18 protein-coding genes are annotated in these 25,791 nt (G+C 36.2%); 8 read left to right on the plus strand and 10 right to left on the minus strand.

What is annotated here, in order from left to right; translation table 11 throughout:
* Positions 1–4: 4 nt before the first annotated feature.
* The 5 genes from CA2015_RS24075 to CA2015_RS24095 form a co-directional block, all read right to left on the minus strand.
* Positions 5–3,331 (minus strand): SusC/RagA family TonB-linked outer membrane protein, encoded by a 3,327-nt coding sequence (locus CA2015_RS24075; RefSeq protein WP_048644206.1) that lies wholly within the window; start codon positions 3,329–3,331, stop codon positions 5–7.
* Between the two features lie 93 nt (positions 3,332–3,424).
* Positions 3,425–4,420, minus strand: coding sequence for a FecR family protein (locus tag CA2015_RS24080; RefSeq protein ID WP_048644207.1), 996 nt, complete (start codon positions 4,418–4,420; stop codon positions 3,425–3,427).
* 139 nt (positions 4,421–4,559) lie between these two features.
* On the minus strand, positions 4,560–5,141 hold the full coding sequence (locus CA2015_RS24085; RefSeq protein WP_240477887.1) for an RNA polymerase sigma factor: 582 nt from the start codon (positions 5,139–5,141) through the stop codon (positions 4,560–4,562).
* A 159-nt stretch (positions 5,142–5,300) separates the two neighbouring features.
* Positions 5,301–6,077: a cupin domain-containing protein gene (locus CA2015_RS24090; protein WP_048644209.1), complete on the minus strand. Its 777-nt coding sequence runs from the start codon at positions 6,075–6,077 to the stop codon at positions 5,301–5,303.
* 217 nt (positions 6,078–6,294) lie between these two features.
* Positions 6,295–7,461, minus strand: coding sequence for a glycosyltransferase family 2 protein (locus CA2015_RS24095; RefSeq protein WP_205749791.1), 1,167 nt, complete (start codon positions 7,459–7,461; stop codon positions 6,295–6,297).
* A gap of 212 nt (positions 7,462–7,673) precedes the next feature.
* Here CA2015_RS24095 and CA2015_RS24100 point away from each other — a divergent pair, with 212 nt between their 5' ends.
* Positions 7,674–11,795 (plus strand): response regulator, encoded by a 4,122-nt coding sequence (locus CA2015_RS24100; RefSeq protein ID WP_048644741.1) that lies wholly within the window; start codon positions 7,674–7,676, stop codon positions 11,793–11,795.
* Positions 11,796–12,099: 304 nt separating this feature from the next.
* On the opposite strand, the gene CA2015_RS24105 is transcribed toward CA2015_RS24100, so the two are convergent.
* Both CA2015_RS24105 and CA2015_RS24110 read right to left on the minus strand, forming a co-directional pair.
* On the minus strand, positions 12,100–12,798 hold the full coding sequence (locus tag CA2015_RS24105) for a LytR/AlgR family response regulator transcription factor (protein ID WP_048644210.1): 699 nt from the start codon (positions 12,796–12,798) through the stop codon (positions 12,100–12,102).
* Between the two features lie 72 nt (positions 12,799–12,870).
* The gene (locus CA2015_RS24110; protein ID WP_048644211.1) at positions 12,871–13,509 is read right to left on the minus strand and encodes an acyltransferase; all 639 of its coding nucleotides are present in this window, start codon (positions 13,507–13,509) and stop codon (positions 12,871–12,873) included.
* Between the two features lie 152 nt (positions 13,510–13,661).
* On the opposite strand from CA2015_RS24110, the gene CA2015_RS24115 reads away from it, so the two are divergent.
* Genes CA2015_RS24115 through CA2015_RS24140 form a run of 6 tightly spaced genes read left to right on the plus strand, consistent with a single transcriptional unit; the run spans position 13,662 to position 21,380 of the window.
* Positions 13,662–14,420 (plus strand): TolC family protein, encoded by a 759-nt coding sequence (locus tag CA2015_RS24115; RefSeq protein WP_048644212.1) that lies wholly within the window; start codon positions 13,662–13,664, stop codon positions 14,418–14,420.
* Between the two features lies 1 nt (position 14,421).
* Entirely contained in the window at positions 14,422–16,563 is a 2,142-nt protein-coding gene (locus CA2015_RS24120) for a GumC family protein (protein WP_048644213.1), read from the plus strand.
* 18 nt (positions 16,564–16,581) lie between these two features.
* A complete protein-coding gene (locus tag CA2015_RS24125; RefSeq protein WP_048644214.1) occupies positions 16,582–18,009 on the plus strand; it encodes an O-antigen ligase family protein in 1,428 nt (475 codons plus the stop codon).
* The gene (locus tag CA2015_RS24130; protein WP_048644215.1) at positions 18,002–18,910 is read left to right on the plus strand and encodes a glycosyltransferase family 2 protein; all 909 of its coding nucleotides are present in this window, start codon (positions 18,002–18,004) and stop codon (positions 18,908–18,910) included. The genes CA2015_RS24125 and CA2015_RS24130 overlap by 8 nt, the downstream gene beginning before the upstream one ends.
* Before the next feature lie 11 nt (positions 18,911–18,921).
* Positions 18,922–20,055 (plus strand): glycosyltransferase family 4 protein, encoded by a 1,134-nt coding sequence (locus tag CA2015_RS24135; RefSeq protein WP_048644216.1) that lies wholly within the window; start codon positions 18,922–18,924, stop codon positions 20,053–20,055.
* Positions 20,052–21,380: an oligosaccharide flippase family protein gene (locus CA2015_RS24140; protein WP_048644217.1), complete on the plus strand. Its 1,329-nt coding sequence runs from the start codon at positions 20,052–20,054 to the stop codon at positions 21,378–21,380. The genes CA2015_RS24135 and CA2015_RS24140 overlap by 4 nt, the downstream gene beginning before the upstream one ends.
* Before the next feature lie 23 nt (positions 21,381–21,403).
* Here the strand turns inward: CA2015_RS24140 and CA2015_RS24145 are convergent, their stop codons facing one another.
* Positions 21,404–22,519 carry a glycosyltransferase gene (locus CA2015_RS24145; RefSeq protein ID WP_240477888.1) on the minus strand — a complete coding sequence of 372 codons (1,116 nt, stop codon included), beginning with the start codon at positions 22,517–22,519 and terminating at the stop codon, positions 21,404–21,406.
* 200 nt (positions 22,520–22,719) lie between these two features.
* Here CA2015_RS24145 and CA2015_RS24150 point away from each other — a divergent pair, with 200 nt between their 5' ends.
* Positions 22,720–23,946 (plus strand): glycosyltransferase, encoded by a 1,227-nt coding sequence (locus CA2015_RS24150; protein WP_048644742.1) that lies wholly within the window; start codon positions 22,720–22,722, stop codon positions 23,944–23,946.
* On the opposite strand, the gene CA2015_RS24155 is transcribed toward CA2015_RS24150, so the two are convergent.
* Positions 23,943–25,139 carry a sugar transferase gene (locus CA2015_RS24155; protein ID WP_048644219.1) on the minus strand — a complete coding sequence of 399 codons (1,197 nt, stop codon included), beginning with the start codon at positions 25,137–25,139 and terminating at the stop codon, positions 23,943–23,945. The two genes, CA2015_RS24150 and CA2015_RS24155, sit on opposite strands and share 4 nt — an antisense overlap.
* A complete protein-coding gene (locus CA2015_RS24160; RefSeq protein WP_048644220.1) occupies positions 25,132–25,539 on the minus strand; it encodes a response regulator transcription factor in 408 nt (135 codons plus the stop codon). Before CA2015_RS24160 ends, CA2015_RS24155 begins: the two co-directional genes overlap by 8 nt.
* Between the last annotated feature and the right edge of the window lie 252 nt (positions 25,540–25,791).

Below are 25,791 nucleotides of genomic sequence, written 5' to 3' on the forward strand. Positions count from 1 at the left end.
GTGTTTAGAAATTAACATTCAAACCCATAGTATAAGTAGCCATTTGCGGATACCAACCACCATTACTAACAGGTGCTTCTGGATCATAACCTTCATAAAAATTATGAATGGTAAAAAGATTTCTACCACTTAGGTAGATCCTTATTCCCTGAATATTGAGTGGTGCTAAAGCATCTTCAGAAAATGAATATCCTAACTGAATGTTTTGACCTCTTAAATAAGCTGCATTTCTCATCCAAAAACTTGAGTTTTGCTCATTGTTGGTCTGGTTCCAGGCCAATCTAGGATATGCGGCATCCGTATTGGTAGGTGTCCAATGGTCTTTGTGTTGTTCTTGTACTGTTCCCCCCAAATAAAAAGGCATGATTCCCTGACCAAACAAATACCCGTCGGCTTTGCCTACTCCTTGTAAAAAGATGGATAGATCAAATCCTTTATAATCAGCATTGAAACGTGCTCCAAAGGTATGTCTGGGAATAGGACTTCCTATCACAGCAAGGTCACGGTCATTGATCATTCCATCACCATCAACATCTTTATACTTGATATCACCTGGGGCAATATTGCCAAACTGATCCGCATGATTGTCTACTTCTTCCTGAGACTGAAACAAGCCTTCATCTATATAACCGAAGAAAGAACCTATAGGATAACCTTCTCTATTTACTGTCAGTCCTGTGTTTTCGATTCCTCTCATGTCCACAATTTCATTGCGAACATCAGAATAATTCAGCATAACACTGTAGTTAAGGTCGCCTATCTTATTACGATAATTAACCATCAATTCAAAGCCTTTATTTACAACTTCACCAGCATTTTGGAAAGGTGCACTAAGACCTATGGTCTGAGGTATATTTAAAGCCAAAAGTATGTCCTTCGTTCTTCTTACATAGTAATCAGCAGACACATCTAATTTACCCCAGAGGTTAAACTCAAGTCCTATATCTGTTGTTTCTGTGGTCTCCCATTTAATTGTGGAATTAGCCATACTGTTCAGCGCTGCACCAGGTGCATTTGCACCGCCAAAGACATAATCCTGAGCACTTCCACCCAATGACATAAAAGCAGCAAAAGGATAAAGACCTATATTTTGGTTTCCTAGTTGACCCCAGGAAGCACGAAGTTTCAATTGATCAACAGTACCTGAATAATCCTGCATGAAACTTTCTTCAGAAATTCTCCAACCAGCAGAAAAGGAAGGGAAAATACCTGACCTGTTTCCTTCTGCGAATCTCGAGGAGGCGTCTCTTCTGACATTTCCTTCTAACAAATACCTCTCGTCAAAATTATAAGTTACCCTACCAAATACAGACTGCAAAGCCCAATGGGAGGCTGCTCCTCCGGTTCTTTCATTGGCCCTGTTTCCAGCGTTTATCTGCTCGTATTGAGGCAAAGGGAAAACTTCCCTATAAGCAGAAATCCACTTATTGGTTTGGTCTTCCTGCTGATACCCTGCTGTCACCCCAAGGGTATGCAATTCATTGAAAGTACGGTCAAAAGTTACAATTGCACGAATATTATTGTACCATTCTCTAGTATAACTCTCCGACAAAGAATTTCTTTGGGGAACAAAATGAGTTGGCGTTTCACCATCTCTGGCATAGGTTTGCGTGATATTGGAGAAAGATTTGGTATGAGGGTTCCAAAACTTTGGTGCATACATTACTTCTGCATTGAGCCAGTCTGTAATTTTATAATTCAAGCGGAAGTTTAGAATGGCATCTAAGCTTTCCCCTGTTTTTAGTCCACCATCTTTAGATCTTGCCAGTGGATGATCCCCATTCCATCCTTCTCCATATCTCCCATTGGACAATATACCTACTTCGTTTGAAGGAATTCTTCTCATCCAGTGAAAAACATAACCTGTGCCACTGGATGGTTCTGTTTGGTAAGCTCGTCGTAGAAATATATCTGTAGAAAGTGTTAAACGATCAGACACTTTGATATCTGAATTTAGCCTCAAATTGAACCTGTTAAAGCTCGTGTTTGGGATTATTCCTTGCTGATCCAGGTAACTAACAGAGGCAAATAGTTTGGCCTTTTCACTTCCGGCATTAATGCTCATGTTGTGATTTTGCATAAAGGCAGAATTACTCATGGTGATGCCTTGCCAATCTGTGTTAGGATACTGATCAGAAGGCATTCCTGCTTTGTAAGCCGCAATAAACTCATCTGTATATTGTGGATCATTGCCTATATTGGTAAAAGCCTCATTGGCCATTTCCATATGATCTATTGCCCCTACGATATTTGGAAGCTGGGTAGGTACCTGGAAACCAGCATACATATTGTAGTTTACCCTCACTCCTTCTACACCTCTTTTGGTTGTAATTAAGACTACACCATTGGCCGCACGGGCACCGTAAATGGCAGCCGAAGAAGCATCCTTTAATATAGAAATGCTTTCAATTTCATTTGGGTCTACATTATTAAGGCTTGTCTCTATCCCATCTACCATCACTAGTGGGTTGGAGTCACCCAATGTACCTATACCTCTAATCCGGATGGAACCTCCATCACTACCTGGCTGACCACTTCGCTGCGTCACTGTAACTCCAGGAGCAATCCCTTGCAAAGCCATTGAAGTTTGCCCAACGGGTTGATTGACAATTTCTTTGGAGGTAATAGAGCTTACCGCTCCTGTTAGGTTCACTTTTTTCTGCGTTCCGTAACCGACAACAACTATTTCATCTAAGGAAGATAGGTCTTCGGTCATCGTAATATTGACCTCGCTTTGGTTTCCTACAGAAACAATTTGTTGCTCATAGCCAATAAAAGAAAAAATCAACACCGCATTGTCCGGAACTTCTAAAGAAAAGTTACCATCAATATCAGTGGCTGTCCCCATATTGGTTCCTTGTATCAATACAGTGGCTCCTGGGATTCCTATTCCTTTACTGTCAACCACCTTTCCTTTAATAGGCCTTTCTTCAATCGAAATTTCAATTTTCCTAGCGCTAACATCATCTGTAACACTCGCCACATATATGGAATTATCAACCTGCTTAAATTTGAGCTTTGCAGAGACTGCAATGTCCATCAAAAGATCATTGACCGATTGTCTCTTATTTTTTAAGTCTAATTTTGGGTTTTTGTCTAGAATTTCTTCAGGAAGCACAAATTGATAATCGGTAGAATTTTCCACTTTTTGGAATATCTCCGCCAAATCCCATTGGACTTTGTTTAGTCTTACATAGGATTTATCTATGGGCCTGATCTGTGCATTGATCTCATGAGCAGCTAATGTTGTCATAAACAAACACTGCATCAGCAGGCCATACAATAGGTTTTTAGATACCATTTTTATTAGGTACAGTAGTTTTCTTTTCATAATTTTAAATGATTTTAAAGTTTAAGATTTAAGATCAGCAGGGTAAATCTTTTCATTTGGCGATGCGAGATTTGCCCTGCATTTTATTTTATTTCATAGGCTATTTTTTTTTATCCCAACTTGATTTTTGTCTATAGTAAATTCAAATCCCATAGAAAACCCAAGCCCAGTAAGTACATCGCTAAGGTTTTTATTGCGAAAAGTTCCAATGACTCTCCTATTCACGTCGATTCCATCTTCAATTTTAATTTTAACATCATACCAGTTGGCCAGGTCATCTAGAATGGAACCTAATGGAACTCTATCAAAGTCTAAAATCCCTTCTTTCCATCCCATTATTTCTATATAATTGAAGGTGCTTATATTGAATGCTGGCAAATTTTCTCGCTTGTCTAAAATGACAATTTGGCCTGGGCTCAACTCAACTGTTTTGTCGGTGGCTTCTATTGCCACTCGTCCTTCAGTAAGTGCCACTGAATACAATCCATCTCTGGCAAAGGCATTAAACGCTGTACCTAAAGCTGTTGTAAGCATGCCTTCGGTCAGGACTTGAAAAGGCTTTAAACTATCTTTGGCTATCTGAAAGTAGGCTTCTCCATCCAATTGAACATGGCGATTTACTCTCCCAAATGTGGATGAAAAACTTATGCTGGAATTACCGTTCAATACGATTGTGGAACCATCAGGAAGTTTAAGAGTCAGTTTTTCTCCAACACCGGTGCTTCTTTGAATTCTATTTTCCGCTAAACCGTTGGTTTCCTTTCCATAGTCGAGCCCGTTCTTAATAAAAAAAATACACCCTACCAATAGGGCAAAGCTTGCCGCTATTCTAAAAATCTTTGACCAAGGAAAAATTGTATTTGCTTGTTTTTTCTCTTTGGTTCCTAATGTTCTAATATGTATTTGATGAAGGAGTTTTTTGTAGTCTGTTTCATCCTTCTCTCGGGTAAGGCTAATCTCCCACTCTGATTTTAATAGCTCATCAAAGGCCTTTTTGGCACCAGGTTGTTCTAACCATTCCAACACTTGTCTCTTTTCCTCAGCGTTGGCTGCTCGATTTAAAAATTTTATAATAATATCTCGTTCCAATTGGGTTTATTGTAATTTGATATATAAACCATCAACCCTGGCATTTACTTAACCGGAACCAAAAAAAACTTAAAAAAAAACGATACAGCTATAAGCTTGTGAAAAACACACTTGAATCCTACAAAAAGAAACAAGCCTATCAAAAGGAAATATTGGCGAAAATCAATAAACTTAGGGTGGGGTTCTCGAGAAGGTTTTTTTTCAATGATTTTGAAGCCAGATAAATATGATGCTCAATGGTCCTTTTTGACAACTTCATATGGTGAGCGATTTGCTCACTGTTCATCCCTTTCAATTTATTCAATTTAAATACTTCTTTCTGCACTTTAGGAAGCTTTTCTATTAGCTCCATCACCATGCCTTCCATTTCATTATAGGTAAAGTCATCTTCTTGATTTCTTGCACCTATCACATTATCATCAGATAAAACATCAAGGCTACAATCCTTTTTTCTATCTCGTATATAATTATACATATAGAATTTTACGGCTTGAAAAAGATAGCTTTTAAATGATTTTGTTTCATCTAGTTTTTTCCTGCGTTCCCAAACCCTTACAAAAATCTCCTGTACCGCCTCCTCAGCCAATTGTTGATCTGCAAAAAAAGTGAATGAAAAAGCCATTAACCTCTTGGAATACCGAAAATACAATTCATTAAATGCAGCCATGTCCCCTTGTTTAAGGGAAATTAGCAAATTATTGTCTGTATGATTCCTCAGCATACCCATGGGATTATTGCTTGTTGGTACTAGTATCCTCCATTAGTAATGAAAAGTGAAGGGAGTAATTTATTATATTTAATATAGATTTAGAAAGACAATATAGTCTAATAAGATTTAAATAAAAAAATGTGCTATTCCTTAATTCTACTACACAGATAGTTACTTTCCAGTATTTTTTGTAATCCAACGAATAGCATAATATTCACAAGCCCCTTTTCCTGCATTCCGTATGCCGTGCGAATCCATGGCATGCAAATAGATAAGAGAGCCCGGTCCAAGCAGATACGGGACGCCATTAACCATCTCTTCTACTTCTCCCTGGAGCACCACAATTATTTCTTCATCAGCATGTTGATGAGGATCGTGACTTTTTTCTCCTTCGTTTAAAGTGGTAATGTGCATTTCCAACTCTTGCAAAGTAGGTGTAGGTCCTCTAGCAACATCTCTTCTTCCTCCTTTAGCACTTTTCTTAAATGGTAACTTTTGATAATCATAGCTTGTCAGGGAATTCACATCGGGCTTAAAATCCTCTCCCACCTTATCGGCCTCCAATTCTATTACAAAAAATGAAGTGGTTTCATCTCCCAAATGCTGGATTTTAACCGTCTTGTCATTTGGTACCCAAGCCACACTCCTACTTTCAAGTTGATTAATGTTTCCACCCTGATTGATCTGAAGTTTGCCAGAACCTATTAAAATCAATTTTTCATCCCCTTTCTTAATGGAAATACTTTTCCCTTGGCTGAGTTTATAGTGATTGACTCGGAAATTATCCAAAGTTTCAGTGGGCCCATCGACGATTGGTCTTATTTCCGTCCCTACTTCTGCATAAGCTGGTAACATTTTCCACTCAAAAACAGCGGATGGAATTGGCAATTGTTGAGCATTTAAAAAGGAGGGTAAGGTTATTAACAAAAGAAATAGCAGTTTTTTCATGGTTTTGGGTATTGTATGTTTGCTTAATCAAACAATAAAACAACATTTTTATTTGGGCTCCAAATAAATCCAGAAAAATACGCTCCCCAGAAGACTTAATTTACCTCTGGGTTTAAATGGAATAGACAGGGTTAATTCCTTAGTTTATAAAATCGCTCATCGAAGCACTTAAAAACTCCCTACCCCACCTATCTAACTCAATGTCATTAAGTTAAACTCAACTTTTCCGTTTGGCTTTTTCCCATGTGCTTTTTTGACTTCCTTTTAAAAAGCGGAGCAAACCTGCAACCACCGCATAGTTCATCATGCAAAAGTAAAAGGGAACAAATAATACCTTAATCCTAAGTTTTCGACTTTCCAAAAAATATCCAAGCAGTGCTGCTGCGTAAAAAGACAGTTGACTGACCATTAGCAGTTGATAAATAAGACCATGGTTTAATAGAAAAAAATTGGCTACAAATATAAACACCAACAAGAAAGGGGTTATTGTCCACCTAAGAACCCTATGAGAGAGGTATTGAAAAAACAATACTGGATGATTAAAAGGAGTAATTTTAAAAAACAATCTTTTCATGGACTGCCAACCTCCAGCGCTGATTCTAACCTTACGTTTAAGCTCTTCTCCAGTAGAGTCTGAACCAGTTTCCATGGCATAAGCATCAGGCTCATAAACAATCCTATAACCCTTTGAAGCAATCAAAAGAGATTGCATAAAGTCATCCAAAATAGTATCCTCTGGCAAGTCCTGGTAAAGGGCTGTTTTGAAAGCGACCAACTCTCCTGCTGCACCCACTGCTGAATAAAGATTTGAATCCATTTTCTTTAGAAAGGATTCATATTTCCAATACATACCTTCTCCGGCGGAACTGGCAGAATCTTCTTGTTCTACCAACACTCTTTTTTCACCGGAAACACAACCTACTTTTTCATTGCTAAAGTGTCTGACAATGTTTTTAATGGCAGATTTATTAAGTATTGTATTCGCATCAGTAAAAACCACGATTGGACTATTAATAAACTTCATAGCCCTGTTTTCAGCGGCTGTTTTACCTGCTCTCCTATCATCATGAAGCAATTTGACTTGCGGAAATTCCTGCAATACTTCTCTAAAATGATCATTGGAACCGTCAGTAATAAAAACAATTTCTAACCGCTCCTTTGGGTATTCCAGTCCCAAAGAATTAAGCACCTTGTCTTTTATTATATCTGCCTCATTATAACAAGGAACTACAAGTGTAACATTAGGCAAAAATTCATTGTTGTTGGGATTTAATTTTTTGACAAAAAATCCTTTCAATTTTACCAGTATGGCTATCACAATGCCATAACCTAAAAAAGTATAGGCAACTATTCCTATCGCTATCCAAAAAACTATTTGCATCATAAGAATTAATTTAAATAATGAATTTGATTTTAACTTTAAAATTTCGATTTTGTAAAAATTTAAAGTCCGTTTGAAACGAAATTTGATTTTTTACGGACACTTTATTTTTTGTAAAAAAAGAACTACTCAAACAACTTATAACAAAGGATTAAACTAGTTTTAATAATTAATTTGAGATAATGCATCCATCTCAAGAAAGTATAATTCAGAGCATGAAAAAAAATATTTCAGATAATAATACGGAGAATCCCGGACAAATTAAAAGAATGAATCAAGAAAGTAATTACAAGCTTGAAATATCTACAAAAATGGTAGTTTTAGCTCAAAAATTAACTTCTTGTGATCACTTTTTTTTAGGTGCATTAAAGAATGATACAATAAATGTCCTGACCTCCTCTGATCAGATATCTTCAAAAGAAATAAAAAACACAGACTCCTTATTTGATATATTAAAAAATGCAATAGGATTTACAGAAATAAAAGACTTATCAGAACATAAAGAACTTAATGACAGCGAGTTTATCAATCATTTAAATGGGGTAAAACACCTTTCAATTCTCCCCTTCAAAGACCCATCGGAGACGCACAATGGTTTTTTAATCATTTTAAATCAGGAGACACCTGTTGAAACATCACCTATAGCCGAAAACTTAGGGCTATTATTACCACAGGCTTTACAATTATTGCATTCATCTTGTGGGGATTTGGAAGATCAAGTACTCAGTCAAGCTATGGCTTTGTCCCAAGATTTAATTACAGTATTAAAATTTGATGGGCAATTTATTAAAGTAAATAAAGCATTTAAAACTTTATTAGGTTATAATGAAGGTGAGCTTTCAAATAAACCAATTGTGGATTATATCCATCCTAACGATGTAAAAAACACAATTAAGCAAATTAATTTACTAATGGATGGAGAGTCTACCTCTAGTTTTTCCCATCGGTTAAAATGCAGTAGTGGAGAGTATAAAACTTTTGCTTGGCGAGCTACTGGTGATCTAGCAAACAAATGGATTTTTGCAATTGGTAGAGACATAAGTGAAGAAAAGGAAAATGAAGAAAGGCTGTTAGCAAGTGAAGAGAAATTTCGCTCCTTTTTTGAGAATAGCCAAGGCTTAATGTTAACCCATGACCTAGATGGAAATTTTTTAAGTTTTAATAACTACGGGGCAAGACTCTTGGGCTATACGGTCGAAGAGATGCTTAACAAAACCCTTTGGGACATCATACCATTGAAATTTCGATTTGAGGTAGATGATTACCTCAAGGAAATTAAGGAAACTGGCAAGGCCCAAGGCTTGATGACTACTGCCCAAGCGAATGGGCAACTGAAGGTTTGGTTATACAGTAATAAAATGGAAAAAGACCATTTTGGAAAAAGTTATGTAATTGGCAACTCCATTGACATTACTGAAAGATTACGATTAGAGAAAAGAGTTCAAAATGCCAAAGAATTTTTAAACCAAACCAATACCATGGCTAAAATAGGCGGATGGAAGGTAGATTTAGAAAAGAACAGTGTAAATTGGACTGATATCACTAGGTCTATTTTTGAGGTTTCTGATGACTTTATTCCAGACTTAACCAATGGAATAAACTTTTATAAGCAGGGATACGATAGAGATAAGGTGAAAGAGGTTATTGATTTGGCCATTAATTACGGTAAATCTTGGGATGAAAAGCTTAAAATAATCACTGAATCAGGAAAGGAAATCTGGGTAAGGACATTAGGTGAAGCCTTTATAGAAGATGGAAAATGCCTTTACTTGTCAGGAACCATACAAGACATAGACGAAGAAGTTAGAAGAGAAAATCAGCTTATTCAAAAAGAGCAAATGCTTTTGGCAATTTCTAAAGCTACAGATGAGCTCCTTTCGAACAATAAAGTGTATGAGGCCATTCAAAATAGCCTTGAAATAATTGGTAAATCTGTAGGAGTAGACAGGATCTATTACTTCGAAAATAGTTTAGATGAAAACGATGAGAAAATTTCTTCCCAAAGATTTGAATGGAGTGCAGCCAATGTAGAGCCTCAGATCAACAACCCTGATCTTCAAAATGTACCTTTTGAAGCATTCGGGGACTTTATGCTCCCTATGGAGAACAATGAAATTTTTCAGGCAATCATTTCAAACCTACCCGAAGAATCTGATCTTAGGAAATTGCTAGATGCACAAAATATAAAATCAATATTGACAACACCTATTTGTACCGACAATGGGTTCTGGGGCTTTATTGGTTATGACGATTGCACCAATGAAAGGGAATGGTCCAAAGCTGAACTTTCATTATTAAAAAGCTTTGCCAATAGCATATCGAACGCCATTGATAGAAATACTTTAGAAAGTAATCTTATCGAATCGAAGGAAATTGCTGAGAAAGCAAGTTTAGCAAAGTCTGAATTTTTGGCCAACATGAGTCACGAAATTCGAACACCACTAAATGGCATTATTGGTTTTACGGACCTTCTCGTGAAAACAGAACTCAATGAAACCCAAAATCAGTACATAGGAATTGTCAATCAATCTGCAGTTGCCCTGTTAAATATTATAAATGACATCCTGGATTTCTCAAAAATTGAAGCAGGAAAACTTGAATTGGATATTTCTAAAGCAGATATTTTTGAACTGACAGGTCAAGCAACTGATGTGGTATCCTACCAAGCCCAGAAAAAAGGGATAGAAATGTTGCTAAACATAGAAAAAGACCTTCCTAGGTTTATTTTAGTTGATGATATCCGGTTAAAACAGATATTAATCAACCTTTTAGGCAACGCTGTTAAGTTCACTGACAAGGGTGAAATCGAACTTAAGATCCATACAATAGAGAAAATTGAAGAAAACAAAAGAATAATAAGATTCGAGGTTCGGGATACAGGTGTTGGGATAACAAAAGAGTTTCAGTCGCGAATTTTTGATGCTTTTATGCAGGAGGATGGTTCTACGACTAAAAAGTATGGAGGAACAGGTTTGGGACTTACCATTTCCAACAAATTACTGTCTATGATGGGCTCTAAATTACAATTAAATAGTGAGCTTAATGTAGGTAGCACCTTTTATTTCGATCTAGTCCTTTCTACTGAAATTGGAGATATCATTAAAGCACCTGATAATCTCACTATAAAAAATGTTCTTGTAGTAGACGACAATGCAAACAATCGCCTTATCCTTAAAGAAATCTTTTCCATGAATAATATAAAAATGGATGAAGCCCAGAATGGATTTGATGCCTTGCAGCAAATCGAAAACAATGAATATGATGTGGTATTAATGGACCTGAATATGCCTTATATGGATGGTCTAGAAACCACTAAAAAAATAAGAGAGAACTTTACTGGAGAGAGAGCCCAAATACCCGTTTTACTGTTACATAGTTCCGCTGAGGATGAATATATTTTGAAGCAATGTAAAGAGCTTTTAATAAATAAAAGATTGCCAAAACCGATCAAAAACAATGAATTATTTGAGGCTTTATCAAAACTAGCTCCTTCAGCTACGAGTAAAACAATTGCTCCTGAAGAAATTAATGAGAATAAGAATCTATCTGAAATAAAGGTACTTATCGCTGAGGACAATTCAATTAATATGTTCCTTGCTAAGACAATAGTATTGAAAGTTTCCCCAAATGTTAAAATCATTGAAGCGACCAATGGGCTAGATGCTTATGAATTGGCTATAGAACATTTACCAGATATTATACTTATGGACATTCAGATGCCCATAATGAGTGGACATGAAGCCACACGAAAAATAAAAGAAAACCAAAGCACCAGAAACATTCCAATTGTTGCTATCACTGCAGGGAATATTAAAGGCGAAAAAGAAAAATGCATGGAATCGGGCATGTCTGATTTTGTACCAAAACCTATTGTTGAAAAAAACATAACTTATATTTTTGACAAATGGCTAAAAGCCCCTGAAAAAGACGATGCTGATAAAAAAGAATCTTCAGAGGCAAACGATACCTCAACAGTTCAAGAGAAAATTGAGGAAAAATCTCATTTTGATGTTAATAAAGTAAAGGAGTATTTGGGGAATGAACCTGAGATCATTAAGGAAGTATTAAAACTCACCATTCATGAATTAGAACAATCAAAAAAAGTGCTTTCAAATCATTATAATGACAAAAACTTGGAAGGATTGAGTTCTGAGGGCCATAAGCTAAAAGGTTCAGCCCTTACAGCTGGACTAGGGAAAGTTTATGAGATCGCGATAACTTTGGAGGAAATGACTACACTGGATTTAGTGAAATCAAAAAAGCTAATTGACATGTTCATTGATGAAAATGAAATAGTCAGAACCCTAATTGACGATTACATTGCTAATGGCAATTGAACAACCGATTGTCCTCTAGTTTCTAATAAACAGGATTATAATGAACTATATGGGCTTGCTTTGGCCTCAAGATAATTTGATTTTATTGGGATTGTAGCAGTTTTTATTTGAATAGGGAAAAGCCTATTGCTTAATTTCAGCTACTTCTTTGAAGCTTTGTATTTCTTACTAAACTTAGCCTGAAATACTTGATAATAATAGGGCCTATGGAAATGAGAAATCCATACAGCTATTTTTGAAAAGTTTTTTAAGCAAGCTCTCGAATATATAGAATGAAAGCTGAAAAGAAAATACTGATACCCTTTTACAAAAAATTCACACTACTTTTTAATTGTTCCTTGTATTTGGCTCCAATAGGTATGATCTTCCCATCAACTACAGAAGTATCACTATCAAAATCAGTGAGGTAATGAAGGTTTATAACATAAGACCTGTGAACCTGAACAAATTCTGGATTTCCAGATAGTTTATCAATAAAATTGGAAATAGTTGATTTTATAGTGTAGGTTTTATTTTTGCACTTTAGACTAATATAATCCCCTTTACCTTCGCAATAGCTTATGTCTGAAAATAGAATTTTTTTATACAATCTATCGTCCTTTACGAAAATAAAATCTTTTGAATAAGAGTTGGGGTCAATATTTGTTTCTTTATCTTTTCGTTTTTCTATACCTTTTAAAAATTGAGTATAACTAAATGGTTTAGGTAAATAAAAACAAGCATTGGTTTCAAATGCTGCAATTGCATTTTCATTATTCGTAGATATAATGATCAATGCTCCATCATATTGGCTATGCTTAAGAATTTCAAAGCCATTCATTTCCGGCATTTCTATGTCAAGAAATAAAAGGTCAATCTTTCCTCTATTGTCCACTAAATAATTCAACCCATCAATTGCGTCAGAAAAACTCGCTACTAACTTAAGCGATTTAGTCTTTTCAATATAATGTGACAGTACTTTTATACTTGAAGTATCATCATCTAAAATCACGCAATTATCCATCACTTAAAAATATAGTATCAGTTAAAGTTAAAATACAGCTGAGATTGCTTAACCAGCTATATTATTTTTAAATTATGGCGCTTGAAGCTTCCGGATAAGCTTGGCAGGAACTCCTCCTACTAAAGTGTAAGGAGCGACATCTTTGGTCACTACAGCTCCAGCTGCGACAGTTGCCCCCTCTCCTATTTTCACTCCTTTTAAGACCATTGACCGCGTAGCCAACCATGCATTATCACCTATGATGATGGCATCTGATTTTCCCGGCTCAGCTCGGTCATCTACTCCATGAAAATCACCATCCATAATGATCACTTGGTTTGCTATCTGGCAATTTTTCCCTATGACAATTCGGTTACTTGCTGAAACAATACATGCTGTATTGATAAAAGTACCTTCCCCTATAATTAGTTCAGCTCCTCTATCAGCAAACAGCTGAGTGACTCCCATATGGGACCAAATTTTACAATGATCACCTATCTTTATATCTCCTGAACCTTCTACACGCAAAGGCCCTCGAACAGTTATCAATTTGCCAGTACTTTTACAATTCCTTAAGCGAAATTTCCCATTAAGTACACGCAGAATTCCTTTCGAGATGTCATTAAAAAGGCAAACATATATTTTTAATCTCTCAGCAAAACTCCTTGTTTCCCTTCCGTAAATCTCCTTACTTAGTTGTGTTATTTTAGCAGAAATCTTACCCTGAACCATTCGATTATTAAATATTTAATGAATATAGAAGTGAAAATTTTAAATTCAAAAAAAAGGATAAACTAAAATTTTTAGTACATTTATTTTAAAAATAAGAAATAAACAGTAATTAATTTTACGTAAAACATTTAATGTCTTTGATATATAAATAAATGAAATTCATATTTAAAAAGCAGCTGCTCAAATATATTGTTTATACGATTTCGTTTTTTATTTTTTTTATTTCCGGTAAAAAACTCAGTGCGCAAGAGCAGGGAGATATTGAAAAGTACATTAACCTAAATATGCCCCTTGCAGATCAACTTCCAAAATTGGACAGCCTGATTGAAATCGCAATAGGTAATCACCCAACGGTAAAAGTCAATCAAGCTCTAGTAGGATCAGCAGAGGCTAGAATTAATTTAGCCAAAAAATCATGGTCAAATTTAGTACGGGTTTATGTTGATTACTCTTACGGTAACCAAGCCATTTTATATGCTTCTGGGTCCGACTTATCTAATATCGCGAACGGTTATAGGACAGGGGCAAATTTAAGTATTCCGCTATCTGAAGTCTTTTTGAAAAAAGACAGGGTCAAGCTCCAAAAACAAGAACTTGAGGCGACATTTTATAAAACAAAGGAAATGGAATTAACCATTTCCAATCAGGTGATTGAAGAGTACAATAGTGCCTTACTTGGGCAGAAGCTAATGCTCATAAGGTTAGAAATGCAAGAGAAAGCCCGAACCAATTTACAACAAATGGAGATGGAGTTTAACTTAGGTAATCTTGACCCAACTTCCTTTTTACGTAATCAGGAAATTTATACCATTGCGCGTTCAGAATATGAAAATGCGAGAAAAAACTTTTTTGTGGCTATTCAGAAATTAGAAATACTATTAGGGGAACCCCTTGTCAATATTATTAAGTAAAATGACGATAAAACAAATTATACGGCTCCTTTGGAAAAACAAATTTTGGATTTTTTTAACCCCAATTTTTGTAGCTATAGGCGTCTTTTTCCTAACTCAAGATCTTCCTAGAGTATACGAATCCTCAACGTTGGTATTTACAAATCCTACCTCCGATAGAGGCGCCACTGACGGCGGGGTTGTAAGAATGGATTTTTACACCTCCAACAACCTTTTTGACAACCTAACCCTTATAGTAAAATCCAGAAAAACCGTAACCGAAGCCTCATTGAAGCTTCTGGCAAAACACTTGGCACTACCTGAACAAAAAGACGAAGTGCTATGTATCGAAGCCTATCAAGATCTAAAATCACATATTCCTGCCCCAATCTGGGAAAAATTGGTAGTTACAAATGATGAGGAGAAAACTCTGCAAAATATTTTACAAAATATCGAAGAGCACGATAACTCTCCCATAGAATATTTGCTTAGAGAACACGAATATTATTCAGTAAACAAAATAATTGAACGTCTATCAGTTTCTAGGAAATTCTCCAGTGATATGATGGAAATAAAATACAGTACAAATGATGCCGGAATTTGCTATTACACACTTAAAATCTTAGCAGAGTCATTTATGAGTGGGTATTCCAATATGAAAGAATTGGAAAACACCAATACCATTGCCTATTTTCAAAATCAACTCAACATTGCCCAAAATAAGTTAAGAAAAGCTGAAGAAAACCTCAAAGGGTTTATGACGGACAACCGTATTCTAAATTACTACGAACAGGGTAAATACCTGGACATCGCCAAGCTCGAACATGACCAAGATGAAGAACGTTCCAGAAGACTACTTTCAGGTACCGGCTATAATCTAGAGCAGATCGAAGAAATGTTTGAAAATTTTGACGAAAGACAGGTAATCATTGAAAACATTTCAAAACTTCAGGATCAAATTGTTACCAGAAATTTAAAAATTCAAGGCCTATCAGTTTTGGAAAACCAAAATCTACAAATAGAAAATATACAAAAAGAGATTGACGGATTGGAGAAAGAAATAAAAGAACTTTCGGACCTATTGTTCAAGAATAGCAATTCCATACAAGGTGTTCAAAGGGAAACCATTTTAGATCAGTGGTTAACATTAAAAATATCCTACGAAGAGCAAAAACAAGCTTTGGATGTAATGAAAACCAGAAAATCATATCTATTAGATAAAATAGATGAGTTTGCTCCTTTAGGTGCAGAGCTAAAGAAACTTGAAAGAGAGGTAAGTGTAAATGAAGAACAATACCTTTCTATTCTACATGGTCTTAATATGGCTTACCTTCAGAAATATGATCTTGAAATGTCTGCTACCCAAAAACTAATTGACGAACCTTTTTATCCTAAAACACCTCAGGCTTCAAAGAGAATGTTAATGGTGATAGGAGGAATGCTTGGTACAGGGGGATTGGTGTTAACTGTGGTGCTACTTTCCTTCTTTCTCGATTCATCAATCAAATCTGGCAAACGTGCCACCGAACTTACATCTCTTCCGGTAGCAGGCGGATGGATAATGGAAAAAGATATTCCAAAGAACGTTTATTTGGATATATTACAAAACAACCTAATCAAACAGTTTTATAATAATTTAAGCATGCACTTCTCCAATTCAGGACAAAAAACCCTGCTTTTCTATAGCCATCAAAATGGTGAGGGGAAAACATTTTTATTGCAATTTTTTGCAAAAGAACTTTTACAACAAAACAGAAGTGTGATCTACTGTGGCAATAAAGAAGACGTAGAAAAAATGCCTTGTGAAACTTTAGTAATGGATATAAATTCTATATCAAATCCTGAAAAAGAAACCCAATTCTGGGAGGATCGATTGACCAACTTACCACATGAGTTCATCCTTATTGAATTACCAAATACCAATGTGAAGCCAGTCAATTATCCACTGATTAACAAAGCAAATGCATTGGTGAAGGTTACAGATGCTGGCCGAAAATGGAAATCTTCAGATGCCTATTTCAACGATAGTCTAAATGAAATGATAAAAATTCCGCATTTAATCTGGCTTAATAAAATGGAGGGGGATGAATTGGAGGACATTAATGGTGAAATACCGAGAAAAAGGTCAAAGATTCGAACCAAATTAAAGCAGTTACTTTCCTAAGGGATAATTCTAACTAATATGCAAATCACCAAAGCTGATATCTCAAATAAAATATTTGCCCTGCTCGTGGCAGGGCTATTGAGTTTATTTGTGGTCAAAACAGGGGTGATGGGCATAGGTTTAATGCTTGTTCTTCCTTTTGTATTGGCAGGTGGGATATTTATGATGAGTCATCCCAACAAGTCACTTGCAGCCGGACTAATTTTTGCATTTTTATCCATAGGTGCCATCAGATACGTCCCCAATTTACCCTTAGGGCTTACTGTAGATTTTGCATTGGCCATGCTAATTGTCAGTGCTCTTTTTCATAATAAAGTGGAGACTGATTTTTCAAAACTACATAATAGTCTCATTTTAGTAACCCTAATTTGGATGGGATATAATGTAGCAGAAATCTTTAATCCTGAAGCGAGAAGCGTTACGGCTTGGTTTTATGCAGTAAGAGGCACGGCTTTGTATATGTTTCTTACGGTTCCACTTACACTTTTGTATGCCAATAAACCATCTGATATAAATAGACTATTTATAATTGTTTTTGCTTTAAGTGTACTCGCTTCTTTTTGGGGTTTAAGACAATTTTATATAGGCTTGGATGCAGCAGAAAACCGATGGTTAGATGCTGGTTCCAGATCAACTCATGTTTTGTTTGGAAACCTTCGTGTTTTTAGTTTTTTCTCAGACGCAGGTCAATTTGGTGCTGGAATAGCCCATTCAGGGGTAATGGCAATGGTCTTGGCCTTAGGTCCTTTTTCACTCAAGAAAAGGATAATTTTTGCAGTTATGGCTTTGTTGTTCTTTTACCTTATGATAATGAGTGGCACAAGGGGAGCATTGATGGTACCTGTAGCAGGCACAATGGCTTATCTTTTTGCCTCCAAAAATTTTAAATTAATGGTAATGGGACTACTAGGGTTGTTGCTGGTGTTTTCGTTTTTGAAATTTACGACCATTGCTAACAACAATTACCAAGTCCGGAGAATGAGGTCTGCATTAGATCCTTCAGACCCATCATTAAATGTTAGGTATTTAAACCAAAGGAAGTTTGCAGAATACTTAAAAAGCAGACCTTTCGGGGGAGGTATTGGCACTTCGGGATCATGGGGTCAAAGGTTTAGTCCGGGCACCTTTTTAGCTGAAACCCCTAATGACAGTTGGTTTGTGAAAATATGGGCAGAGATGGGCATTGTAGGTTTATACCTGCATATAGGCATTTTAGCATTTATTGCGGGAATGGGGCTATTAAAAATATGGAAAGTTAAGGACCCGAGGTTACGGCAAAAACTCTTCGCTCTATTTGGCGGATATGTAGGTATAGCTGCTGCCTCTTATGGTAATCCTCTATTAGGCCAAATGCCAACAGGAATCATTCTTTATATGTCTTGGGCCTATTTTTTCCTTGCCGAAGACATGGATAAAAGTTTAAATAAACCTTCTGAAAATGAATAAACCATTAATCTCCGTCATTACTATTAATTATAATGGCCTAATCCATACAATGGATTTTTTAGCTTCTTTTCAAAAAATCACCTACCCTAACGTGGAAGTGATCGTGGTGGACAATGCCTCAAAAGAGTCTCCGGATAATCTCCTAGAAAAGTATCCAGACACTATTTTAGTCAAAAACCCTGTAAATGAAGGTTTTGCCGGCGGAAACAATAGAGGAATGGAAATTGCCAAAGGCGACTATTTCTTTCTAATCAATAACGATACGGAGGTGGCCCCTGATATATTGGAAGCCCTATTGGAACGTGCGGAAAATTCGGAAAAAGTAGGTCTTGTTTGCCCTAAAATCTTGTATCATGAAAAACCAGACATTATTCAGTATGCCGGATTTTCAGCGATAAACCCTATAACAGGGAGAGGGAAAGGGAAAGGTTATTTAGAAAAAGATCAAGGCCAGCATCAGGTGGCAGAAATCACTCAGTTGGCCCATGGGGCAGCCATGTTTATTCCAAAAAAAGTAGTAGATGAAATAGGTTTAATGGCTGAGCTATATTTCCTATATTATGAAGAGATGGATTATTGCGAGCGTATCAAACAAGCTGGATATGAAATTTGGTACGAGCCAAAAAGCTTTATTCTACACAAGGAATCCATGAGTGTAGGTAAAAATTCTTTACTGAAGACCTATTATATGAGCCGTAACAGGTGGTTATACCTAAGGAGAAATGTTGACTATCCATTATTCATCTTCACTGCGGGCTACTATCTTTTTATAGCACTACCCAAAAACCTGTTGGTCCATCTTTTTCAAGGAGAAATGGACCATGCTAGAAAATATTTTAAAGGATTTATTGACGGACTTTTTTTAAAAGACATTAAGGAGAACCCTACCTTAATTAATTAAACGACAAGAAGATGAGGATAGGAATAGAAGCACAGCGGATTTTTAGGAAAAAAAAGCATGGCATGGACATGGTAGCCCTTGCCCTGATCAGAAACCTGCAGCAATTGGATACGGAAAATGAGTATTTTATCTTTGTGAATGATACTGAGGACACCTCCGCAATTCAGGAAACTGACAATTTCAAAATCATCCCGTTGGCCCCTGCTCTCTACCCTATATGGGAACAGCGTAACCTTGCAAAAGCAGTAAAAACCTATCAATTGGATTTACTTCATTGCACTAGCAATACCGCTCCCGTTTCGTGCTCTATCCCCCTGCTCATCACCTTACATGATATTATTTATCTTGAAAAGATAAACCTAAAAGAAGGTACCTGGTACCAACGATTAGGTAATATTTACAGAAGGTGGAATGTACCTAAGGTAGTGAATAAGGCGGCCATGATTTTCACTGTTTCCAATTATGAGCAAAAAAGAATTGTCCAACATTTTGGCATGAACGATAATGATGTTCAGGTAATCTACAATGGTGTAGCAGGTCATTTCAAAGTAGAGGAGCCAAATAAACAAGAGGCAATTCGTTTGAAATACAACTTACCCCAATCATTTATACTTTTCCTCGGTAATACTGACCCAAAGAAAAACCTTAAAGGTGTTCTGAAAAGTCTTGCAATATTAGAAAAGAACAAGGTTGAATACCCAGACATTGTTATGCCGGACTTTGGCAAAGAAGTGCTAGAAACAATGCTAAATGAGATTATGGCGCCACAATTAATTTCAAAAATCCACTTAACGGGGTATATACCAAACGAAGATTTACCAGCTATTTACAGCCAAGCAAAAATATTTCTATACCCATCCCTAAGAGAAAGTTTCGGTCTACCCATCTTAGAGGCCATGGCTTGTGGATGCCCTGTAATCACTTCTGACACCTCCTCCATGCCCGAAGTTGCAGGAGATGCAGCAATCATCATTGACCCATTTGACCCTTCAGCGATCAGCGGGGCCATTGAAAAGTTATTGTCTGAAGAAGACACTAGAAATAAACTTATAAACAAGGGTTTCAAAAGGCCCCCACTATTTGATTATAAAAAAGGAGCATTGGATACACTTTCGGCCTATCAGAAAACCTATGCGAAGAAATGACAGATAAGAAATATTGGCTTACCGGAGGTTTTTTTACTATGATGCACCGTGGAGTGGATTTTCTTCTGGGTTTTATTGGGTTCATGTTGTTGGTAAGGGTCTTTAGTCCTGAAGAATTTGGTATTTGGGTATTGCTTATCACCATTGTCTCTATCATCGACATGGCTAGAAATGGCTTTATTCAAAATGGCATGATTAAATTTCTTGTAGGAAAGGAAGATGCTATTCAAGCGAAAATTCAAACCGCTTCCATTTGGTTAAATGCCGCTTTAACTTTATTGATGGTGCTATTACTATGGATACTGGCCCGACCACTAGAGCAATTACTTAATGCTGAAGGTTTGGCTGATTTGGTTAAAATCCACTCTTTAATCCTACCTGTACTTATTTTTCATACCCATAATATGGTGCTTATGCAGGCTAAGTATGATTTTAAAGCCTATTTTCTTGCAGGAATCAGTAAAAGCCTTCCTTTCTTTCTGGTTATTTTATTTGCATACCTAATTGACTCAAAACTAAGCCTTATAGAATTGGCCTGGTACCAAAATTTGGCTTTTCTTCTGGCCACATTTATGTCAATGTATCAGGTTAGGAATTACTTTAAACTCCGTCTAAAAGTGGAGAAATATTGGCTGGGAATAATCTTTCATTTTGGGAAATTTGTTTTTGGTACCAACCTTGTATCAATGCTGACCAATAGTTTAGACAAATTTTTACTCGGAGCTTTATTGTCCCCAGTTCAAGTTGCCATGGCCAATACGGCTGGAAGAGTAATGAATATGGTGGAAATACCAGTCAATTCTATCGCTTCGATCAGTTATCCAAAGGCCGCGGAGGCCCACGACAAAAAACAACCTGTACTTGTGGGTGAGATATATGAGAAAACCTTGGGAATGATGCTTAGTCTTACGGCACCATTTTGGCTATTTTGTATAATATTCGCACATTATATTGTCTTATTAATCGCAGGGGAAGCCTATTTAGAAGCGGTTCCTTTTTTGAGAATCATGGCATTTTTAGCCCTGATTAAGCCTTTTGACAGGCAGTCTGGGGTTTTTCTAGATGCCATAGGTAAACCATTCATTAATATGATCATGGTATTTGGCACTTTCGTATACGGTGCTGCTTTTAGCTGGTTTTTTATCAAATGGTTTGGTCTTTTAGGGGCTGCTTACGGGCTGGTACTAGCCCTTTTAATTACCGCAATCGTCAAACATGTAATTTTAAACAAGTTTATTGACGTCAGCCTTGGGAAATGCTGGATCAAAGCCATCCAAAATTACCCCATTATGCTGAAAACGCTTAGAGATAAAATCAAAAAATAAACTTGAAATAAACTTCTATGAGTTTATTCCCAATCTTTTTTTAGGTGTTTAAATTCATGCTTCCTCTCCTTCCATAGCTTACTTATTTCCGAAATTTCATTATGGGTTGTCGCCATAAAATCTTTATTGGCCTTTCTTATATTCAAAATCCCGGAAATTTGACCTAACACAAACAAAGGTATTTTGGGGATGGCATTTAAGACTTTTTGAGGTGTTTTATTCAGCAATAGTAACAATAGGAATCCTAACGCAAAGAGCACCATACTCCCAGCTATAAGGAAAAAATAAGCCAAGTGGATAAACAATGCAACAAATGCCAAAAGCCCGCTCAAACCGACCAAAATCACCATTGGTGGCATTGCTGTCATTAAAGAAAAATAAATACGGTTCCAATCAAATTTTAAAATTCCTTTTCCAAATAACTTTAAGTTTTCCGGCAACTGACCAAAATAACTATTCAGCCACCTTCCTCTTTGTCTCCCTATTTGTTCGGATGCGGTAATCTTTTCATCAAAGATAATCGCTGCAGCCGCATAGGCAATGGTATGTCCTTGATCTACCAGTTCGGACTGCAAAGATTTGTCCTCTGCCACAACCACCCCTTGTTCTGCTAACACCAATAATTCCTTCGCAATATTTTTGCTATATAAGTTTTTTTCTATTGACATTCCCGAACCTGCAATGGTGGAAGATGATCCCAAACGAAAAGGAACATTTCTTACCGCAAAGTCATAATAGTACTCTCCTAAAGCATCCAATGCCGCGTAGGTACCAGCAATATTTTTCGCAATTCTTTTACCTTGAACTGCCATATATCCTTGGTCATGAAACTTACTAATTGTCCTTAAAAAATGCGAGGGTACTAGATTATCAGGATCAAACACCACCACATGACTATGACTTTCCTTCATATTATCAAGAACAAGCCCTAAAGAAGCGACCTTACTGTTTAAAAAAGTACTAGGCTGGTAAACCGTCAGTTTTTCATTCTCCTTCACGTCCAATTTTTCGGTAATTCCATCAGCCACCAAATAAATATGAAAATGGGGATAATCCTGAGCCAAAAGCGCACTTACTAGGGGCCACGCTATGTCTTTTTCTTTATAAACTGTGATCACACAAGCAAAATCTGCAATCATTTCAGATTTTTTAAGTTTGATCTTTCGACTAAAAAGTGAGAAAAAAGCACTTGTGAGTGGAAACAAGAGATAAAAACAGCATATACACGAAATAATAATAAATAGGATCAAAGCTTTAAAAATTAATGGTTAACATAAACCTAAATTTAAGCTTTCCAATGCGGAAAACATTCATTATTTTAGAAAAAAAACAGCTTTTTATGAAGGATTTTTCTAACCTAACTTTTGATAAGGTTACCATAGTAATGACCAGCATGTCCAGATGGGACGGGGAATTTTCATCAGCTTCTTGGTCATTGGCGAAAACTTTTGCTCAAACCCAAAAAGTTATTTATGTAGACTACCCATTTACTTTCTTGGACTATTTGAAAGAACGGAAAAAACCATCTGTAAAAGCCCGAAAATCAGCTTTAATCTGGGGAAATAATAGTATTAAACAACTGTCTCAATTTAGCCCTAAACTATATGCCCTCAGCCCACCGCTAATGCTTCCAATAAATTGGCTTCCTCAGGGCTCACTGTACAATTTCTTTTCAAACTGGAATGATCGGCGATTGGCCAAGTCCATAAGCAAAGCATTAAAAGAATTGCATGAAGAAGCATTTATTTACTTTAACTCCTTCAACCCTTTATACCTCACCAAACTACCGAATAGTTTTAAACCTAATGCATTTGTTTATCAATCGAGAGACAATATTAGGGCTTTAGAACCCTATTTGAGAAAACATGGTGCAAGGAAAGAAATAGAAGCCGTACAAAGTGCAGACCTAAGCCTAGTCACATCACGTATGCTTCAGAAGGATCTTGAAGCTCTTTCAGGAAAAAAAGTGGCTTATTTTCCAAATGCAGCCGATTTCGAATTGTTTAAGTCAGCTTATGAATTAGAATTGAATGTACCTAAGGATCTAAAAAACATTCCCAAACCAATAATCGGTTATACAGGAAATATTTGTCATCGATTGGATTATGATTTGATAAAGACTGTATGTGAAGCAAACCCAGACAAAAGCATGGTAATGGTGGGCCCTCGAAACCATCAAGGGCATACCGACATCAATTTGGATGAAATTCCCAATTTATATTTTACAGGCCCAAAAAAAATAGAGCAACTGCCACAATACCTGGCACATTTCCAACTTTTGATACTTCCATTTCTATGTAATGAAGTGACAAAAAGTATCTATCCTCTTAAAATCAATGAATACCTTGCTTCTGGGAAACCCATAGTAGCGACTCCATTCTCGGAAGACATCCAATTGTTCCATCCGCTAATAAGCTTAGAGAAATCACCTCAGGACTTCAATAAAGCAATAGAAATGGAATTAACTACAAACACGGAGGAGAAAGCCAAATCCAGGTATACTGAAGCCTCTAAAAATACGTGGAAAGGAAGGGTTAAGTTATTTTGGGAATTATTAATGGACTAAACATTTTCACTTTGAAACAAAGCGGGGATAGTTCTTAGAAGAATTTTGATATCAAACCAAATGCTGAAATTTTTGACATAGTCATTGTCAAGGCTTAATCGTTCTTCTTCAGACATTGCTCCTCTTCCTCGTTTTTCTACTTGCCATAGACCGGTTATCCCAGCTGGACCAAGAAATCTAAGGGAGTATTTATCAGTAGTGATTTTCTCTGCCTCATAGAGTGGTAAAGGTCGATTGCCCACAAGTGACATATCTCCTCTAAGTACGTTCCAAAGCTGAGGCAGTTCATCAATACTGGTATTTCTAATAAACTTACCTATACGAGTTACTCTGGGGTCGTCTTTGATCTTAATAAAAGCGGCATCCTTATTACTGTCTTTTTTAGCCATAAGGATTTTCTCACAAACCATTTTATTATCGTCGTATAATGGCTGTAGACACCCTCCCCCTGCTTGTTCACAAAATTCGCAGAGTTCTTTAACTTCATTGACTACTTCAGATTGTTTTTCTTCTTCCTCTTCTTCAGGATCATTGTATTGATTCAAATGCTTCAATTGTTGCAATTTGGCATCGGCATCAGGATCCATGGACCTGAATTTATAAAATTTAAAAATATTGTATCCCGTTCCTACCCTGTAGGAATAATAAAAGACAGGTCCTCTTGACTCTAATTTAATTAATATTGCTACAATCAAGAATAGTGGAAGCAAAGCCAAAAGGATAAAACTACACACCACTATATCAAATAACCTTTTAATAAACGGGGTTTTAGATTCTTTTAAGGCAGTGTATTCAAGGTTTTTCTTTTTTGGAGATGGATGCTTCATTTGGAAGTCCAGTCTCGTTTTTAATTGTTTCCCATTGATCGGTTTAAGGATAAAATCAGTGACCCCAGAAGAAATCGCATTAATAATATCTGTTGGAGTAGCTTTATCTACAACCATAAAAAATGGAAGATGCCCAAATCCTAATTTCTCAATGGTATTCTTTAAGGCAACTCCATGCACATCTAGTAAGGACGAGTCACTAAGAATCATGCATAACTCATCAGATGAAGTAGAAAGTTGATTGTAAAAAATAATTCCGTTTGTAAAAGCATTAATCTCAAATGTGTCTCCTACAGCCTTTTCAATAGCATCAATGACTTTAGGGTCTTTAGAAATCAATGCGATTTTTTTGTTTTCTTTATTCATTTATAGATTCGATTGCAAATTTCCCAGTTCTTCTTAAAATTGAATTAATTCGGGCTTCAAGTTCTTTGGGGTTAAAAGGTTTAACCATAAAATCATCTGCCCCCAAGTTCAAAATATCAATTTTCTTTTCAGAAGAGTCTGTAGCCGAGAGAACGATTAAAGGAATAGATGAGAAAAATCCACTTGACCGCACTAGACCTACAAATTCGGCCCCGCTAATTTCAGGCATATTCAAATCGCATATAATTATATCAGGCAAATCTCCATCTTGCATATTCGCCAGAGCATCTGCAGGCTTATTAAACACCTTAACATCAAATTTACTTTTAAAGTAATGTTGTATAATCAGTAAAACTGAAGGCTCATCATCTATACCAAAAATTTTATACTTGTTTTTCATATTCACAAAATAGAAATTTCACCAATTAAATTGCTAATAAAGGTAAAAATGAACCTGCATATAAAAAAAGGTTTTAATGTTTAATTTCCTTATTAAATTAACCGATTTAATTCATATAGCACCCATTTTTATTAAAAAGATATTAAAATACAAAATATATTATACAAATAACTAAATTATGTATTTTAAAAAATAAACGTGGCAAAATGAGTAAGCATTGCTCTTAAAAAAAGAACAATGCTTATATAAAAA

Source organism: Cyclobacterium amurskyense, from assembly GCF_001050135.1.
Taxonomy (GTDB): Bacteria; Bacteroidota; Bacteroidia; order Cytophagales; family Cyclobacteriaceae; genus Cyclobacterium; species Cyclobacterium amurskyense.

Coding starts and splice junctions, on each gene's coding strand:
- CA2015_RS24090 (WP_048644209.1), bottom strand. CDS start 6,077: ATGAAAAAACTGCTATTTCTTTTGTTAATAACCTTACCCTCCTTTTTA.
- CA2015_RS24135 (WP_048644216.1), top strand. CDS start 18,922: ATGAGGATAGGAATAGAAGCACAGCGGATTTTTAGGAAAAAAAAGCAT.
- CA2015_RS24115 (WP_048644212.1), top strand. CDS start 13,662: ATGAAATTCATATTTAAAAAGCAGCTGCTCAAATATATTGTTTATACG.
- CA2015_RS24150 (WP_048644742.1), top strand. CDS start 22,720: ATGAAGGATTTTTCTAACCTAACTTTTGATAAGGTTACCATAGTAATG.
- CA2015_RS24085 (WP_240477887.1), bottom strand. CDS start 5,141: ATGCTGAGGAATCATACAGACAATAATTTGCTAATTTCCCTTAAACAA.
- CA2015_RS24105 (WP_048644210.1), bottom strand. CDS start 12,798: ATGGATAATTGCGTGATTTTAGATGATGATACTTCAAGTATAAAAGTA.
- CA2015_RS24095 (WP_205749791.1), bottom strand. CDS start 7,461: ATGATGCAAATAGTTTTTTGGATAGCGATAGGAATAGTTGCCTATACT.
- CA2015_RS24100 (WP_048644741.1), top strand. CDS start 7,674: ATGAAAAAAAATATTTCAGATAATAATACGGAGAATCCCGGACAAATT.
- CA2015_RS24130 (WP_048644215.1), top strand. CDS start 18,002: ATGAATAAACCATTAATCTCCGTCATTACTATTAATTATAATGGCCTA.
- CA2015_RS24145 (WP_240477888.1), bottom strand. CDS start 22,519: ATGATTGCAGATTTTGCTTGTGTGATCACAGTTTATAAAGAAAAAGAC.
- CA2015_RS24155 (WP_048644219.1), bottom strand. CDS start 25,139: ATGAATAAAGAAAACAAAAAAATCGCATTGATTTCTAAAGACCCTAAA.
- CA2015_RS24075 (WP_048644206.1), bottom strand. CDS start 3,331: ATGAAAAGAAAACTACTGTACCTAATAAAAATGGTATCTAAAAACCTA.
- CA2015_RS24140 (WP_048644217.1), top strand. CDS start 20,052: ATGACAGATAAGAAATATTGGCTTACCGGAGGTTTTTTTACTATGATG.
- CA2015_RS24125 (WP_048644214.1), top strand. CDS start 16,582: ATGCAAATCACCAAAGCTGATATCTCAAATAAAATATTTGCCCTGCTC.
- CA2015_RS24120 (WP_048644213.1), top strand. CDS start 14,422: ATGACGATAAAACAAATTATACGGCTCCTTTGGAAAAACAAATTTTGG.
- CA2015_RS24110 (WP_048644211.1), bottom strand. CDS start 13,509: ATGGTTCAGGGTAAGATTTCTGCTAAAATAACACAACTAAGTAAGGAG.
- CA2015_RS24160 (WP_048644220.1), bottom strand. CDS start 25,539: ATGAAAAACAAGTATAAAATTTTTGGTATAGATGATGAGCCTTCAGTT.